This window comes from Vibrio aestuarianus (assembly GCF_028858425.1).
GTDB lineage: Bacteria > Pseudomonadota > Gammaproteobacteria > Enterobacterales > Vibrionaceae > Vibrio > Vibrio aestuarianus.
The window spans coordinates 86,857-102,871 of record NZ_JAKNYQ010000002.1; the positions used below are offsets into that span (position 1 = coordinate 86,857).

A 16,015-nucleotide genomic window follows, 5' to 3' on the forward strand; every position below is an offset into this window, starting at 1 on the left:
TCATTGAAATTAAACAAACTTAAGGTTGGCATCGACCTTGCTCTATAGGTGATGAATTTGCGCAAAATACATTCATCATTTAAGTAAAGTAAGGAATTTGCAATGCCAACTCCATGTTATATCTCTATCGAAGGCGAAACTCAGGGGCTTATCACTGCGGGTGCTCTATCTACTGATTCTATCGGCGATGCATTCGTTGAAGGTCATGAAGACCAAATGTTAGTTCAACAATTTGACCACGTGGTAACCGTCCCAACTGACCCACAATCTGGTCAACGTGTTCATAAGCCATTCAAATTTACCGGTCGAGACTCAAATCGGTGGATATGTGTTAATATAGCCACCTGATTTTTGATTGTTTTTAACTCATGGCTACCATTCAAGTTCAATGTCGCTTCTGCAATAAAACTGAGCCCGTCCGTAAGCATGGAAAGGGGCATTCTGGCTTTACTCGTTTCAGGTGTCTCGACTGTCGAAAGAGCTTTCAACTCGATTACGTTTACGAAGCCCGCAAGCCAGATGTAAAAGAAAAGATTGTCGATATGGCAATGAATAGCTCTGGTGTTAGGGAGACCGCCCGAGTATTGAATGTCGCATACAACACAGTATTGAGCACTTTAAAAAACTCTCGCCAAGGCAAGTAAGCTCAATCCCTTTCGATAGAGCAAACATCACTCTAATTTGTGAAGTTGATGAGCAGTGGTCATTCGTAGGTAATAAGAAAAATCGGCGATGGCTCTGGTATGCATGGGAGCTGCGTTATAAACGCATCATTGCTCATTCATTTGGTAAACGTAATACAGATGCATTGCGAGCACTACTTGCTTTACTAGCGCCGTTCGACATCAGCTTCTTTTTCACTGATGACTTCACTGTCTACACGAAAGAGCTACCAAGAGAAAAGCACGTTGTTGGCAAAAGATTCACTCAGTGAATTGAGCGAACCAACCTGACATTACGTTCAAGATTGAAGCGCCTTGTTCGTAAAACGATCGGTTTTTCCAAATCAGAAGAGATGCATGACAAAGTTATAGGGGCGTTTATCGAGCGGGAGTTCTACTGGTAATTCAACTGATTTGAGTCACGACCTCACTAGCCGTGATGACTGGGTGGATTGATAACCGACGACAGCAGTACTTAGACTCACTTCTCTGCGCCCCATTTGGGGCGTTTTACTATTTATTTGGATCCTACCTATCAACCTCATATACACTAATCACTTATTTTCTTAACTGGGTACACCGCTATGATCACTGCTCTCTATGCCATTATCCTGACGGCAATACTGATTTGGCTGGCTATTGAAGTCATCAAACAACGTCGTGCTAACCAAGTCAAATACGCCGATGGCGGTGTGCCAGCATTGCAGTTGGCGCGCAGTGCGCAGGGTAATGCGGCTGAATATATTCCTATCACACTTATCTTAATGGCGTTATTGGAATTTAATGGTGCCAGTGTGTGGTGGATTCATGGCGTTGGTATGGCGTTCGTGATTGGTCGCATATTACATGCAAAAGCCATTTTGAGTGACCAATTAAAAGGGCGTATTGCGGGCATGAAATTAACCTTTGCTGCAATGGTTGCATTAATGGTGCTCAACCTCATTTACCTGCCGTTTGATAAAATTCTAGGTTAATCACTCATTCCTGCAGGTTAGGATGTGGTTTGCCTTGGTAAGCGGGCAATTCTCTACGCAATCCTTGAAATGTGGCAAAAGCGCTGTTAACGGAAAGCTTATTCACTAGCCAGTCTGGTAATGCCCCTCCTGGGTTGGCGAAGGCGATGTAGTCAATGTGTGTCATGCCATCGGTTAGTTTCTGCAGTGTCCAGTTCGCTTTGACCTGCGTAATTCGAATATAACCGCTTTGCTCTGGCAAGTAATTTGGTGCATCGTAGATTTCTAACCTTAATGCACCATCTTTCAGCGCATATTTTGAATATGTCACCATATCTCTGTCTTTGGCGGGCCAAGGCGCGGAAAATTGTGTATACACAACGTTTTCGTTTGCAGACAACTGCTTAAGAACTTTGCTGTGGCTGACGTTATCTATCCACTTTGGCACACGTTCGCTATCTTCCAATAACAGCAAAAAAGCCGAATACGATGTCGGGACAAACATTTGGGTGCGGATCTCCACCAAACCATCGCTGTGATTCCGTGAGTGGAGGGTTATGCCATTGTCCGTTTTTATAAACTGCCACTCTAAAGAGGGGGCAGCACTGGCGGTGATTGAAAAGAGTACGCACACCAACGACATCCATTTTGTCATTCGTTTATCCCTTTTTGGTTAACGCAGCAGTATTGAACGCAGTGGTGTTTTTTCTATTCTTATTACCAGTAATAGAGTAAAGATTACGGTGCCAGTAAACACAAACAAATCTCTCATGCCATCTTGTAGTGCTAATATTCCAGCGATATTCATCATTGAAATCGCGACAAGGAGGTGGCTGACATAGACACCTAAAATACGCTGTGAAAGTGCAAAAACCCAAGGCGAGTTGCCCCAGTTTGGTTTGGCTAATAAGAGTAAAAAACAGCCTGTTGCCCACAATGGTGTCGTAAATAGGTAGTCATTGGCATTAAAGAGTTGGTCATGGGGATGTAAGGCGTAGGCTTCGGCCAAATGCATGAGTAGGCCTAAACCAAGCATGACGCATGCTTTCGCAGCACTAAGTTGATAGGCATGTTGACGAATCATGAAGCCGATGCTGACCAATAAGGTGCTAAAAAAAGGGCCATTGCGAGTAAAAAAGGGTGCACTTAATTCAGTGACTGCTTGATAACTGCCCGCCAGTACGCCGTATATATAGAGCGCTACAGCAAGCGGGATAATCAAATTGGTTCGTTTGGTTTGTAGCAACCAAGCCAAAATCGCCACCGCGAAAATGAGTGCAGGAATAAACCATAAGTGCACCAAACCACCTTCAAGTAGGGCATCTAATGGGCTACTCAACCAATAATCCCAATAGCCAATTCGCTCAGCTAAATAGCCGTCTTGAGCAACGGTTGGCCAGTTAAATGGTACTAATAAGCAGATCACACTCCAAACAACCCATAGGCGAAATAAAGGTCGAGCATAACGTTTTAACGTGACAATCGGGCTTGCGACCAATTTCGGTTGAATTAAATAACCAGAAATTAAGAAAAAAAGAGGTACAGCAAAGCGCGTCAGTTGATTAAAGACATAGCCAAACCAAGGCTCATCTTGATAGATAAAATAGGAAAGAAACATTTGGCAGTGCAGGGCAATGACGGCAAAAATCGCAATGACTCGACCGAGTTCCAAACTCGCAATTTTTTGAGAAGAAGACATAACAGACATCAGTGAAAAATGATAAACCTAACGCTACCCGTTATCGCCATTCAAATTCCAGTAAAACTTAATATTTGTTTGAATAATCAGCATTTTATTTTTTTGATTTGTGAGCGCAGGCTAGTATTAAATTAGTTGCAAGCTCGACAGCACAAAAATTCCTAACGTGCAGGTGAACAGTGAAAACACAGTTGTCAGTGCAATGATGTTGGCGGCCAATGTTGCATTACCTCCCATAGCTCTTGCCATCACATAACTGGCTGCGGCGGTGGGGGAGGCACTCATCAAAAATATTAAACCGAGTTCCAGCCCTCTAAACCCAAAAAATAGAGCACCAGAGGTGATCAGCAAAGGAGCTAACACCAGTTTGTAGCCGGTAGCAAACCAAGCAGGAGCTTTATCACTTCTCAACGAGCCAATATTTAGAGATCCACCAGTACACAGTAGTGCCAACGGTAGCGTCATGTTGGCGAAATATTGGCCAGCGTCGGTCACCATTTTAGGGATTGGCAGTGAAAGAGAATAGCAAATAACACCTAGCAAAATACCGATAATCAGTGGGTTTTTGGTTAAGGTTTTTGCGATAACCCCCGCCGCTTTGATGCCAGTACTCTCACCTTGTGGAGTCAGGGCTATCACTGCTTGAATATTGTAAAGCACGGTCGTCGCGGCAACATAAATCGCCGCTAAGGCTAGGCCAGGCTCACCATAGGCATTGGCCACATAAGCAAGCGCAATAATCGCGGTATTGGCACGAAAGCCACCTTGGATGATCACCCCATGATCTTCTGAGCGATGAAAAGTTTTCTTGGTACACACCACCGTGAATAAGAAAAACAAGAAATTAGCAGATAGCCCATAGATTACCAACGTCGCGCTTGAAGCAAAGTCATGCTCAGACTTGACGATACTCAGAAATAGCATCGCAGGTAGTGTGACTTGAAAAACGATGCGTGAGGCAACATCAATGAAGTTGTCGTTAATCAACCCTGTGCGCTTAAGTATCACCCCTAGTACCAACATCAAACAGATTGGGCCTGTAATAGATGCTGAAAACAGAAGCTGTTCGATAATACCTGCCATATCAATCCCTTGAAGTTGATCACAACCGAACCATTCTTCCACATGTCGCGAAGACTTAAAAATAGAATTTGCAGCATTTCAAGTTTTATTCAATGCTTTCAATATGATCTCTAGGCGTTGGTGGCTCGTAATAAACCGTTTATGGAATATAAATACCTGTAGTGGCAGATAAGTGCGTGGAGAAGGGTTAATGCAATTTGAAACGGTTCGCTTGATTCTTGGTGATCAACTCAACAGTGAACATTCTTGGTTTCAGCAGGTTGACGATAAGGTCCTCTATTTGATTGCAGAACTCAAGCAAGAGAACACATACGTTACTCATCATGTGCAAAAAGTGTGTGCTTTCTTCTCGGCGATGAAACAGTTTGCGCAAGAGAAGCAAAGTGAGGGGCACCAGGTGTTGCATTTAACGCTTGATGATACTCAGTCATTTGCCGACCTTGATCAAATGCTTAAGCATTACGTGACTAACGTGGGGGCGAGTAAGTTTGAGTACCAACGCCCAGATGAATACCGCTTACTGGCTCAAATGGCCAACTTGAAGATTACTGATGTAGTGATACGTTGTGTCGATAGCGAGCATTTTCTACTGCCGTTTGAGGAGATTGAGCAGCAGTTCCCGCAGGGTAAACATGTCATGATGGAGTATTTTTACCGTCGAATGCGCAAGCGCTTCGATATCTTGATGCAAGACGGCAAACCTATGGGCGGGAAGTGGAATTATGACGCCAACAACCGCAACAAGTTAAAAGCGAACGATATCGAACTACTTCCTCAACCCATGATATTTAGACGGGATGTTGGGCATATTACTGAACGGTTAAAGCGGCATAATATTCACACCATTGGGTCATTAAATGGTGAGTTGATCTGGCCAATTAATCGCTGTCAAAGTTTGTCTTTACTTGCCCACTTTTGCCAAGTTTGTTTGCCGTTGTTTGGCCGCTTCCAAGATGCAATGATCAGTCAACATCAGGCTAAATGGAGCCTTTACCATAGCCGGTTGTCTTTCTCGCTCAACACTAAATTATTGCACCCCAAAGAAGTGATCACGGCATCACTTAACGCCTTTTACTCTAACCCTGATATTGATCTCTCTCAGGTTGAAGGGTTCATTCGGCAAATTCTAGGCTGGCGTGAGTACATTCGGGGTATCTACTGGGCGAACATGCCCAATTATCCGAAGAAAAATGCGCTGGATGCGAATAGAAAACTGCCAAACTTTTTCTGGAATGGGCAAACCAAGATGGCGTGTATGCACCATTCGATTAAACAGTCGTTAGACTACGCTTACGCCCATCATATCCAGCGCTTGATGGTGACCGGAAATTTCTGTTTGCTCTCGGAAATCAACCCTGATCAAGTCGATGAGTGGTATCTCGGCATTTATGTCGATGCAATAGAGTGGGTAGAAATGCCCAATACTCGGGGGATGGCACTGTTTGCCGATGGAGGAATTGTTGGCACTAAACCTTATGCGGCAAGTGGGTCTTATATCAACAAAATGAGTGATTACTGCAAAAGTTGCCACTATGACCACAAAGTCCGCAGCGGAAAGGGTTCATGCCCGTTTAACAGCCTCTACTGGCGGTTTATGGATAAGCATCAAACACGCCTTGCGAGCAATCCTCGTATCGGGATGATCTTTCGTTCATGGGACAATATGGAACATGAGCAACGTACAGCGATTTTGGATACGGCGGAATATTACATCGCGAATTTGGAGAATTTGTAATGGAAATTGTGATCGTAGGTGGCAATGGTGGTATTGGTTTAGCGATGGTACAAGAGGCTGTAGCTCGGTTTCCAGATACGCAGATCCAAGCCACATATCATCGCACTCAACCTGATTGGCACCATCAGCGAGTAACTTGGCATCAACTTGATGCTAGTGTTGAAAATGAAGTAGAAGCGCTGAGTAAGGTACTGAATGATGTAGACTGGGTCATTAACTGCGTGGGCATGTTGCATACTCAAGAAAAAGGACCAGAGAAAAGTCTTAATGCATTAGATGGTGATTTCTTTCAACAAACCATGGCAGTGAATACATTGCCGACTGTGCTGCTAGCAAAGCACTTCACCCCAATACTTAAACGCAGTATTGCACCGAAATTTGCGACCATTTCTGCCAAAGTAGGTAGCATCTCAGATAATCAGCTAGGTGGGTGGTACAGTTATCGCGTTTCAAAAGCCGCGCTGAACATGTTCCTAAAAACCATGTCGATTGAATGGCAACGCATGGTTAAACATGGTGTGGTGCTAGCACTTCATCCTGGTACAACGGATACCGCTTTATCCGCGCCATTTCAGGCCAATGTTCTTACGGGGAAGTTATTTACGCCGCAACGTGTCGCCCATGATTTGATTGGCCTAATAGAGAAAGCCAGCGTGCAAGATAGTGGCTCATTTTGGGCGTACGATGGAAAGTCGTTGCCATGGTAGTACCTACACGCAGAAAGCGTTGATGTGAGTTCTTAGTACAACTGAGCAGAGCCAAATGTTAGACTGACCTTCTATTTCATTTAGTAGTTAAAAGGTAGTGCTATGAACCCGATTCTTGCGATGTTGAAAGAGAACAATATCAGCGACGAGCAGATCAACGAGCTTTTCCAAACATTGACCCAAAATCCGTTTGCTGCGATGGCAACCATCAGTCAACTGGGTTTACCTCAAGATAAACTTCAACTGTTGATGGGGCAGGTGATGCAAAACCCAGCTTTGATTAAAGAAGCGGTACAAGAGTTAGGGTTGGACTTCTCAAAAGTCGAAGAAGCTAAAGAGCGACTTCAAAAGTAAGTCTACCGACAATGCAATCGTAAGAGGTCGTCAACCGGATATGTTTTGACGACCTTTTTTGGCCTTAAAATATTAGGAGCGTTTGATTTTAAGGCGCAAGGAGAAAGATAGTGAGTGAGAAAATCTACTTTAATACCTCAAGCAAATTTAGCTTGAAGCGCACGTTGGTCAATGTAACTACCCGTCTTCATCATACGGTTGCACCAGCCCATGCTAAAAAAGTAGCACGACGTTTGTTGCTTACACCTGCAAGGACTCAACCGAAAAACCAAGAGCCGCAAGGACTGGTAAAAAGTAGTGTGTTGTCACACGAAGGAACGCTCAAGACTTATCAATTGGGCACTGGACCAGTTTGGGTATTGGCCCATGGTTGGTCTGGGACAGCGAGTCAGTTTTACCCATTAATGGAACATATTGCTTCGCGAGGCTTCACGGCTTTGGCGTATGATCACCCCGCTCATGGAGAAAGTGATGGAATACATGGGCATATTCCTGCCTTCGTTGGCGGGTTAGAAACGATATTAGATAGTGTTGATAATGTAGTGGGTGTGGTCGGCCACAGTATGGGTACCGCAGCGGCTTTGGAATGTCGTCACAATAAAATTGCTCATACGCCAATGCTATTGATCGCACCAGTGCTCGATTATCTTGATAACTTGTTTGGTAGTGTGGCGAGATCAGGCTATTCCATGAAATTGTTTGAAGCCGTTGTTACTGAAGTTGAACAGCAATATCGTTATCCGATTCAGTCGATAGACCCCTATCAAAAATTGGCTCTGCGTGACTCCCAAACCATGATTGTTCACGACGAGCGTGATAAGTTCACCAAGTACTCCGTTTCCAAAAAAGCAGCACAAGAAATCGCGAATGTGTCATTGATCACGACTCAAAACCAAGGGCATGGACGTGTGATGAAATGCCAAGAAGTGATGTTAGCTTTCGATCGCTTAATATAAGTCTTGTAAAAAATTGTTCGTTTTAAATACAATTCACGGCAACGACCCATGACTGATTGTTATTTAAATGTTTTCTATTTATTTCAATGTGTTAAATTGTTAACCATGCCTTTGATGTGGTTAACAATTTTGCAATGATTATTTATCTCCTTGTTTGAATCTATGTGATGATATTTATGCCAGTAGGCCCTCATAAGGAAAATAATAATGAATAGAAACGATAGTGTCCCTTTACCCTCCAATACCCGAGAATGGTTTTTTAACCGCAACAGCCTCATTATCCTAGCGGATATGGTGTTGTTCTTTTTGATGTACAACCACTTACCAGTGGAGCCTGAAATTGCCTTGGGTATCAGTATGTTAACCTTTATTGCCGTGCTCTGGCTAACGGAAGCATTACACGTAACTGTGACAGCGATATTGGTACCAATCATGGCGGTCGTGTTTGGGGTTTTTAATACTCAGACAGCACTGAACAATTTTGCGAACTCAATTATTTTTCTATTTTTAGGGGGGTTTGCGTTAGCTGCGGCTATGCATCGCCAAGGTTTAGATAAGGTCATTGCCGATAAGGTATTGATTATGGCTCGTGGCCGAATGAGTGTTGCTGTCTTTATGCTATTTGGTGTGACAGCAGGCCTATCTATGTGGATCAGTAATACCGCTACGGCTGCAATGATGCTGCCATTAGTGCTAGGTGTACTGAGTAAAGTTGACCAAGATCGTGGCCACTCGACCTATGTTTTTGTGCTGCTAGGTATTGCTTATAGTGCCAGTATCGGTGGTATTGCAACAGTGGTCGGCAGTCCACCGAATGCGATTGCTGCGGCTGAAGTGGGTTTATCGTTTACAGATTGGATGAAATTTGGAGCGCCAACGGCAGCCATCATGTTACCGGTTGCGATAGCTATTCTCTATTTTGCGTTGAAGCCCGATTTGAACGGCGAATTTGAGTTAAATCGAACTCCGGTTGAATGGGATAAAGGCAAAGTGGTTACGCTAAGCATTTTTGCTTTAACGGTGTTTTGTTGGATTTTTAGTAAGCCATTGAATGCAATGCTAGGTGGGTTTGCTAAATTCGATACGATTGTTGCCTTAGGGGCGATTGTTTTGGTCAACTTTGCTCGCGTTGTGCATTGGAAAGATGTTGAAAAGACCGCTGACTGGGGCGTATTGCTATTATTTGGTGGTGGTATTTGTTTAAGTAATGTCTTAAAGCAAACTGGCACCAGTGTTTTCTTAGCGAACGAATTGAGTGCGTTGATTTCTCATTTTGGTCTGTTTTTCATTGTGCTAGTTATCGCTGTTTTCGTGGTATTTTTGACAGAATTTGCCAGTAATACCGCCAGTGCAGCATTGTTAATTCCTGTGTTTGCGAGTGTGGCGGAGGCTTTTGGTATTTCTCCCGTCATCTTATCGGTATTAATTGCTGTTGCGGCCTCTTGCGCCTTTATGTTGCCTGTTGCGACCCCACCGAATGCGATTGTATTTGCGTCGGGACATATAAAACAGAGTGAAATGATGCGTGTAGGAATGTTGCTCAATATTGCTTGTATCGGCTTACTGACCGTCATTGCGATGTTGTTCTGGGCATAATGACAAGGCGGAGTGTTATGCTCCGCCTAATAAATTAGGCTGTTGGGCGTTTTAACCCATAGATGGCGTGATCGACAATTCGGCCATTGAGATTTTCACTATTGGTAATTGTTCCTTCATAGCTAAAGCCTAAACGTTCCACCACCGTTCGACTTGGTCGGTTATCAACGGCCGTTGCTATTTCTACTTTATCAATCTCTAAGGTGTTGAATGCAATATCAGTGAGCATTTTGACCACCCGGCTAATAATGCCTTTTCCCTGTTCTTGTTGTGATAGCCAATAACCAATAGTTACCTTGCTCAGGTTATAGTCAATCTGATTGAAGCTACAGTTGCCAACTAAGCGATCTTGATAAAAAATCGCACATGTCATGGCTTTTCCTTCGGCATAATCGTGCAGTGATCTTTTAATGAAAGTCTGAAAATCTTGTTCTGTTTGACAGTGTGGCGGCCAAGCAAGCCATTGTGAAAGGTAATCTTGTTGTGAACGGACGAGTTCCACATAAAGAGGAGCAAATGAACTTTCTATTAGGGCGAGTTTGAGTTCGCTATCAATGCTAAGACTGAACATGATGACCATTTATCCTTATTATTTTTTTAAGGTTTTCATTTCCTTATCGGTACTATTCACGCTAGCAAAATTGCAACGGTTGATCCAGGCTGAACGCAAAAGATACTCACATTCTAGTTAAGGTTTGATTGGTGTCGGATGTTACCGTAAGCCGTTAGTTTTTTAGCCATTAATCGATATGATAGAAAAACAAAGGTACGATGAGGCTAAAATATCGCAATCGATAGCTATAGAAATGATAATTTTAGTAGGCAAATTTTGCGTGTTGTAATGAGCTCCAGACAGGAGCTCACATTGAAGCGGCTATTGATTTACGTAAGCTTTGAAGCGCGCTTTGGTTTCCTCATCGGCTTTGTCGTACCAAAAATGCAGCATTTCTTCTGCCGCATTTTGTGCATTTTTAGACTGCGTAATCTCGTTTTGTAGCATCGTAACATTGGTGATACCGACGGCAGCAATACCGCCAGTTCGGTTGTAGTCATCAGCTTCACGGAAATAATCACGGTTAAACTGGAATCCATCCTTCAGCAGACGATCTTGTTTGATCTCAACCGCTTGACCATTTTTATCAACTAGCGACCACTGCATTGATTGAATGCCTTTTTGCGCTCGGTTGGCATCACGGTATTGAGGCATATCAAAACTCAATTTTGCATCTTTTGCTGTGAACTTCGCGATCACGACGTCGCTTTCGACGATGATTCGGTCATTACCCTGAGAAAAATAAGGTTCGTACTGAAATACGATTTGTTGTTCACCATCAGCAAGTTCAACGCTTTTTGTCGAGGAAAAGATACTACCAGCGGTATCCGGTTTCTTACCATTCACAACTAGCAGATTAATCGTATCGGGGATTTCAAGAGTAACAGTTGCCAGTGCTGAAGCACTAAACAGTATGGCTAAAGCACATGATAGAGGTTTTATTACGTTCATTATTTTTATCCTTGCAAGCGATATCATAAGAGGTTGCCGCTACTTAGTTTGAAAAGCAAGTCTCATGTGAAATAAGCCATTAAGTTTCTTCAAATTGTTACGTCTTTGCGTCAAGTGTGAGTCAAACAATAGAAGAGATCGAAAGAATTGGGTGCATATTCACATTCTAATAACTAACAATTGTCTATATTGGTTGCACCTGTAACCACCATGAGATAACGCTATGCGACAAATCCACTTGTTCGACAGCACGTTAGTGTTGTCACCGTGGTATAACCTCGATTACGGCTTATCGCTACTCAGCAAGCTTGATCACCTCGCCTAATTTCTAGCCAATCAACCCCCATTTCAAACTGATATGCCGCTAATGCGGTTAAATTTGATCATCTAAAGGAAATTAAGCATGAAACGTATTCCAGAACCTTTTCGCATAAAAATGGTTGAGCCTATCAAAATGACTACTTTGGCAGACCGTGAAAAAGCTTTAGAACTTGCTGGTTATAATCCATTTTTACTGCGTAGCGACGATGTGTATATCGACCTTCTGACCGACTCCGGAACTGGAGCCATGAGTGACAATCAATGGGCTGGACTCATGTTAGGAGATGAATCTTATGCAGGTAGCCGTAACTACTATAATTTGTGCGCTGCTGTAGAGCATTTCTTCGGCTATAAACTGACGGTGCCTGCTCACCAAGGACGCGGAGCAGAACAGATTTTGTTCCCAGCCTTGATTGAGCGAATGAAGCAGGTGCGCGGAGGCACAACCCCGGTATTTATCTCCAACTATCACTTTGATACCACGGCTGGTCACATTGAAATGAATGGTGGCAAAGCGGTTAATGTTGTCACTCATCAAGCTTTTGACACCACCACCCCCTATGACTGGAAAGGCAATTTTGACCTTGATAAATTGCAAACTACGATTGAACAGTATGGCAGCGAAAATATTTGCGCCATTATTACCACCATCACGTGCAATAGCTCCGGTGGTCAGCCGGTTTCTATGGACAACATGCGCTCGGTATACGAACTAGCCACTAAATACGATATTCCTGTGGTCATCGATTCTGCTCGTTATTGTGAAAATGCTTATTTCATCAAGCAACGTGAAGTGGGTTATCAAGATAAAACCATGTTGGAGATCATTCGTGAAATGTACCAATACGGTGATATGTTGACGATGTCAGCGAAGAAAGATCCAATGGTGAATATTGGTGGTTTGTGCTGTATTCGTGATCATGAAGAGTTGTTCCAAGCAGTGAGAACACGTTGTGTGCCAATGGAGGGATTTGTGACCTACGGTGGCATGGCGGGTCGTGATATGGAAGCATTAGCACGTGGTTTATATGAAGCCGCAGATGAAGACTTTTTGCATTATCGCATTGGTCAAGTTGCTTATTTGGGGGAGCGATTGAAAGAAGCCGGAATTCCAATCCAATACCCTACTGGCGGACATGCAGTGTTTGTCGATGCGGCAAAAATACTGCCTCACATTCCGCCTGAGCAATTCCCAGCCCAAGTATTGTGCAATGAATTGTATTTAGAAGCGGGGATTCGAGCTGTTGAAATTGGCTCCTTACTGCTGGGGAGAGATCCTGTAACCGGAGAGCAAAAAGCCGCCGAGCTCGAATTGATGCGTTTAACGATCCCGCGGCGTGTTTATACCAACGATCATATGGACTATGTTGCTGATGCATTGATTGAAGTTAAGCGGCGAGCTGAACAATTCAAAGGATTAACCTTCGAATATGAACCACCAGTGCTAAGACATTTTACCGCTCGTTTTAAACCGTTATAAAGCAATCTCTTGAGCCCTCAATGCGAGGGCTTTTTTGCGGTCAATGGATGATATTCCACTGCGCAATTAGACTTTGTTAGCGCAAAAAATTAAATTCATCTACCTTGCTATGTCAAAATTCTAATTTCCTGACTCAGAATTGCTTTTAAGATGTAACACGATGAATCCTTCCTACAAATTTCTCATCATCACTCGTAAAGTGTTTTTATTCTTTTGTTAAAAAAAATAAGTCTCGTGAATACTGATGCTGATGTTCTTCAATGTCTTAGCTGAAGATCAGGTAAGTGAAACATTCAAGGAATGAGAGAAATAGATATGAATCGTATTACTTTGTGCTCTGCAAGTATTGCTCTGGCTCTGTCAGGAGCCGCAATAGCAGCACCAGCGACCCCTAGCGTTGACGTTTATGGGTCGAACAATCTACAGTTTTCTAAAATTGAATTGGCTATGGAAACCACGGCCGGTTACAACCAAATGGTCAAATATCATGACCAAGCGACCATTACGGTTAAGTTTAACCAATGGAGCGGTATCACTGGCGACACTTATAAAATTTATTTTGATGGGTTGGAAGTAGCTACTGGGCCGATTTCCGGCAGTCAAACCACCGCAAGTTTTGACTATGCACATGGCGGTTTGTATCAAATGGAAATAGAAGCGTGTGATGCTACTGGTTGTAGTAAAAGTTCGCCAGTTGAGATTACCATTGCCGATACTGATGGCTCGCATCTGAAGCCACTTGCGATGAATGTGGATTCAAACAATAAAACATACAATACCGATAAAAATACCGTAGTCGGCACGTATTTTGTTGAGTGGGGTATTTATGGTCGAGAATTCACAGTCGACAATATTCCTGCTGATAATTTGACCCACATTCTTTACGGGTTTATTCCTATTTGTGGTCCGAACGAATCGGTTAAATCTGTGGGTGGTAATAGTTACAATGCACTGATGACAGCCTGTAATGGCGTAAACGATTATGAAGTGGTTATTCATGATCCTTGGGCAGCATTTCAAAAGAGTTTTCCACAAGCAGGGCATCAATATAGTTCTCCGATCAAAGGAAACTACGCGATGTTGATGGCGCTTAAGCAGCGCAATCCTGATCTTAAAATTATCCCTTCGATTGGTGGCTGGACATTGTCTGATCCCTTCTTTGATTTCACCTCCAAAACGAACCGTGACACCTTTGTTGCATCGGTGAAGAAATTCCTTAAAACATGGAAATTTTACGATGGAGTTGATATCGACTGGGAATTTCCTGGTGGTGGTGGTCAAGCATCGAACCTAGGCGATCCGGTCAATGATGGTCCTGCTTACATTGCGCTAATGCGGGAATTGCGCGCGATGTTAGATGAACTACAAGCAGAAACAGGGCGCAGCTATGAGTTGACGTCAGCGATTGGTGTCGGTCACGATAAAATTGAAGATGTAAATTATGGTGAAGCTATCCAGTACATGGATTATATCTTCGCTATGACTTATGACTTCTATGGAGGTTGGAATAATGTCCTTGGCCATCAAACTGCTTTGTATTGTGGTTCGTTTATGCGCCCTGGTCAATGTGATGGGACGGGTACTGATGAAGCTGGTAAAGCTTACCCTGGCCCTGCTTATACTTCAGATAACGGCATTCAGTTACTTTTAGCGCAAGGTGTCCCTGCGAATAAACTCGTACTAGGAGCGGCGATGTATGGTCGCGGTTGGGAAGGAGTAACTCAAGCTTCAATGAGTGACCCGACAGACCCTATGACAGGTGTGGCTAACGGCAAGTTGAAAGGCTCGACGGCTCAAGGCGTGTGGGAAGATGGGGTGATTGACTACAAAGGGATTAAGTCATTCATGTTAGGACCAAACAACACTGGTATTAATGGTTTTGAGTATGGTTATGATGAGCAAGCCGAAGCACCTTGGGTTTGGAACCGCACCACTGGTCAGTTAATTACCTTTGATGATGATCGCTCAGTAAAAGCGAAAGGGGCTTATGTTCGCAGTTTAGGTTTAGCGGGTCTTTTCTCTTGGGAAATCGATGCTGATAATGGTGATATTCTCAACGCAATGCATGAAGGCTTAGCAGGAGGAAGTACAACGCCGCCGGCTAATCGCGTACCAACGGCTAATGCTGGTGTTGATCAAACCGTGATTGGGCCAGTCTCTGTGACACTGGATGGTCGAGCATCAAAAGACAGTGACGGTATGATTGCCAGTTATGTTTGGCAACAAACAGCGGGGTCAGCCGTTACGCTCACTAATGCTAATAGCGCTCAAGCTAGCTTTGAAGCTGAGAGCGTAACTCAAGCGCAAACTTTCATCTTTAAGCTAACCGTCACCGATGATAAAGGCGCTGAGGCTTCTGACTTGGTGAGCATTACGGTCAACCCGAAAATTACAGAACCTGTAAATACAGCGCCTGTTGCTGTCGTGACAGCACCGAATAGCGTCAATGCTGGTGATGTTGTGATGGTTGATGCCGGCGCCTCAAGTGATGCCGAGCAAGACCAACTGAGCTTTGCATGGGAGATCCCTACGGGGTTGAATGCGACAGTCCAAGGTTCAATTGTTTCTTTTGTGGCTGCTGAGTATACGCAAGACACCACACTGAACTTCACGGTCACTGTCAGCGATGGTCAAGCAAGCTCCTCAGCCAGCACTTTAGTTGTAGTGATAAAGAAAGCCTCTGGTGGAGAAACGTGTGACAACCTATGGGATAAAGGCTCGGTTTATACTGGTGGCAATCAAGTTTCTTGGGCTGGTAAGGTGTGGGAAGCTAAGTGGTGGACAACGGGTGAAGACCCGACAACAACCGGAGTTTGGGGGGTATGGAAGGAAGTCGGTTTAGCCAACTGTTCCACAAACTAACGCCTTATTTTCTATTTAATTTGAGCCTCACCACTGTGTGAGGCTCTTTTGTTTATCCCTTTCCCTAATAATTACTTGCAATCCATTTATTTTGATATAGTGT

At 43.7% G+C, this 16,015-nt stretch carries 13 protein-coding genes and 2 pseudogenes; 10 read left to right on the plus strand and 5 right to left on the minus strand.

Features of this window, described 5'->3' with window-relative positions; genetic code table 11:
• Positions 1-102: 102 nt before the first annotated feature.
• The 3 genes and pseudogenes from tssD to MCT08_RS14120 form a co-directional block, all read left to right on the plus strand.
• Positions 103-303 (plus strand): annotated as a pseudogene (gene tssD, locus MCT08_RS14110) (type VI secretion system tube protein TssD); the annotation flags it as partial.
• Between the two features lie 65 nt (positions 304-368).
• Positions 369-1,066, plus strand: a pseudogene (locus MCT08_RS14115) (IS1 family transposase).
• 180 nt (positions 1,067-1,246) lie between these two features.
• The gene (locus tag MCT08_RS14120) at positions 1,247-1,636 is read left to right on the plus strand and encodes an MAPEG family protein (RefSeq protein ID WP_168524365.1); all 390 of its coding nucleotides are present in this window, start codon (positions 1,247-1,249) and stop codon (positions 1,634-1,636) included.
• A 4-nt stretch (positions 1,637-1,640) separates the two neighbouring features.
• Here MCT08_RS14120 and MCT08_RS14125 read toward each other — a convergent pair whose 3' ends face one another.
• The 3 genes from MCT08_RS14125 to MCT08_RS14135 form a co-directional block, all read right to left on the minus strand.
• Positions 1,641-2,270: an START domain-containing protein gene (locus MCT08_RS14125; protein ID WP_172533378.1), complete on the minus strand. Its 630-nt coding sequence runs from the start codon at positions 2,268-2,270 to the stop codon at positions 1,641-1,643.
• Positions 2,271-2,288: 18 nt separating this feature from the next.
• Positions 2,289-3,314, minus strand: coding sequence for an acyltransferase (locus MCT08_RS14130; RefSeq protein WP_274676580.1), 1,026 nt, complete (start codon positions 3,312-3,314; stop codon positions 2,289-2,291).
• Between the two features lie 126 nt (positions 3,315-3,440).
• Positions 3,441-4,397, minus strand: coding sequence for an AEC family transporter (locus MCT08_RS14135; protein WP_053311729.1), 957 nt, complete (start codon positions 4,395-4,397; stop codon positions 3,441-3,443).
• Positions 4,398-4,587: 190 nt separating this feature from the next.
• Here MCT08_RS14135 and MCT08_RS14140 point away from each other — a divergent pair, with 190 nt between their 5' ends.
• The 5 genes from MCT08_RS14140 (at position 4,588) to MCT08_RS14160 (ending at position 9,745) form a co-directional block, all read left to right on the plus strand.
• The gene (locus tag MCT08_RS14140) at positions 4,588-6,132 is read left to right on the plus strand and encodes a cryptochrome/photolyase family protein (protein WP_274678705.1); all 1,545 of its coding nucleotides are present in this window, start codon (positions 4,588-4,590) and stop codon (positions 6,130-6,132) included.
• Positions 6,132-6,839: an SDR family oxidoreductase gene (locus MCT08_RS14145; RefSeq protein WP_261918474.1), complete on the plus strand. Its 708-nt coding sequence runs from the start codon at positions 6,132-6,134 to the stop codon at positions 6,837-6,839. The genes MCT08_RS14140 and MCT08_RS14145 overlap by 1 nt, the downstream gene beginning before the upstream one ends.
• A gap of 102 nt (positions 6,840-6,941) precedes the next feature.
• On the plus strand, positions 6,942-7,193 hold the full coding sequence (locus MCT08_RS14150) for a DUF2999 family protein (protein WP_053311602.1): 252 nt from the start codon (positions 6,942-6,944) through the stop codon (positions 7,191-7,193).
• A gap of 110 nt (positions 7,194-7,303) precedes the next feature.
• Entirely contained in the window at positions 7,304-8,149 is an 846-nt protein-coding gene (locus MCT08_RS14155) for an alpha/beta fold hydrolase (protein WP_053311603.1), read from the plus strand.
• 207 nt (positions 8,150-8,356) lie between these two features.
• Entirely contained in the window at positions 8,357-9,745 is a 1,389-nt protein-coding gene (locus MCT08_RS14160) for an SLC13 family permease (protein ID WP_274674728.1), read from the plus strand.
• A gap of 34 nt (positions 9,746-9,779) precedes the next feature.
• Here MCT08_RS14160 and MCT08_RS14165 read toward each other — a convergent pair whose 3' ends face one another.
• Positions 9,780-10,316: a GNAT family N-acetyltransferase gene (locus MCT08_RS14165; protein WP_168786955.1), complete on the minus strand. Its 537-nt coding sequence runs from the start codon at positions 10,314-10,316 to the stop codon at positions 9,780-9,782.
• A 303-nt stretch (positions 10,317-10,619) separates the two neighbouring features.
• On the minus strand, positions 10,620-11,249 hold the full coding sequence (locus tag MCT08_RS14170) for a DUF2057 family protein (protein ID WP_053311605.1): 630 nt from the start codon (positions 11,247-11,249) through the stop codon (positions 10,620-10,622).
• A 403-nt stretch (positions 11,250-11,652) separates the two neighbouring features.
• Between MCT08_RS14170 and MCT08_RS14175 the strand changes: the two genes are divergently transcribed.
• Positions 11,653-13,050, plus strand: coding sequence for a tryptophanase (locus tag MCT08_RS14175; RefSeq protein WP_168524357.1), 1,398 nt, complete (start codon positions 11,653-11,655; stop codon positions 13,048-13,050).
• Between the two features lie 315 nt (positions 13,051-13,365).
• Positions 13,366-15,912, plus strand: a complete 2,547-nt coding sequence (locus tag MCT08_RS14180; protein ID WP_274678706.1) for a glycosyl hydrolase family 18 protein — start codon at positions 13,366-13,368, stop codon at positions 15,910-15,912.
• Positions 15,913-16,015: the final 103 nt, after the last annotated feature.

What these genes read in the sequence shown, in the direction of transcription:
- MCT08_RS14120 (WP_168524365.1), top strand. Translation starts at nt 1,247, where the DNA reads ATGATCACTGCTCTCTATGCCATTATCCTGACGGCAATACTGATTTGG.
- MCT08_RS14125 (WP_172533378.1), bottom strand. Translation starts at nt 2,270, where the DNA reads ATGACAAAATGGATGTCGTTGGTGTGCGTACTCTTTTCAATCACCGCC.
- MCT08_RS14130 (WP_274676580.1), bottom strand. Translation starts at nt 3,314, where the DNA reads ATGTCTTCTTCTCAAAAAATTGCGAGTTTGGAACTCGGTCGAGTCATT.
- MCT08_RS14135 (WP_053311729.1), bottom strand. Translation starts at nt 4,397, where the DNA reads ATGGCAGGTATTATCGAACAGCTTCTGTTTTCAGCATCTATTACAGGC.
- MCT08_RS14140 (WP_274678705.1), top strand. Translation starts at nt 4,588, where the DNA reads ATGCAATTTGAAACGGTTCGCTTGATTCTTGGTGATCAACTCAACAGT.
- MCT08_RS14145 (WP_261918474.1), top strand. Translation starts at nt 6,132, where the DNA reads ATGGAAATTGTGATCGTAGGTGGCAATGGTGGTATTGGTTTAGCGATG.
- MCT08_RS14150 (WP_053311602.1), top strand. Translation starts at nt 6,942, where the DNA reads ATGAACCCGATTCTTGCGATGTTGAAAGAGAACAATATCAGCGACGAG.
- MCT08_RS14160 (WP_274674728.1), top strand. Translation starts at nt 8,357, where the DNA reads ATGAATAGAAACGATAGTGTCCCTTTACCCTCCAATACCCGAGAATGG.
- MCT08_RS14165 (WP_168786955.1), bottom strand. Translation starts at nt 10,316, where the DNA reads ATGTTCAGTCTTAGCATTGATAGCGAACTCAAACTCGCCCTAATAGAA.
- MCT08_RS14170 (WP_053311605.1), bottom strand. Translation starts at nt 11,249, where the DNA reads ATGAACGTAATAAAACCTCTATCATGTGCTTTAGCCATACTGTTTAGT.
- MCT08_RS14175 (WP_168524357.1), top strand. Translation starts at nt 11,653, where the DNA reads ATGAAACGTATTCCAGAACCTTTTCGCATAAAAATGGTTGAGCCTATC.
- MCT08_RS14180 (WP_274678706.1), top strand. Translation starts at nt 13,366, where the DNA reads ATGAATCGTATTACTTTGTGCTCTGCAAGTATTGCTCTGGCTCTGTCA.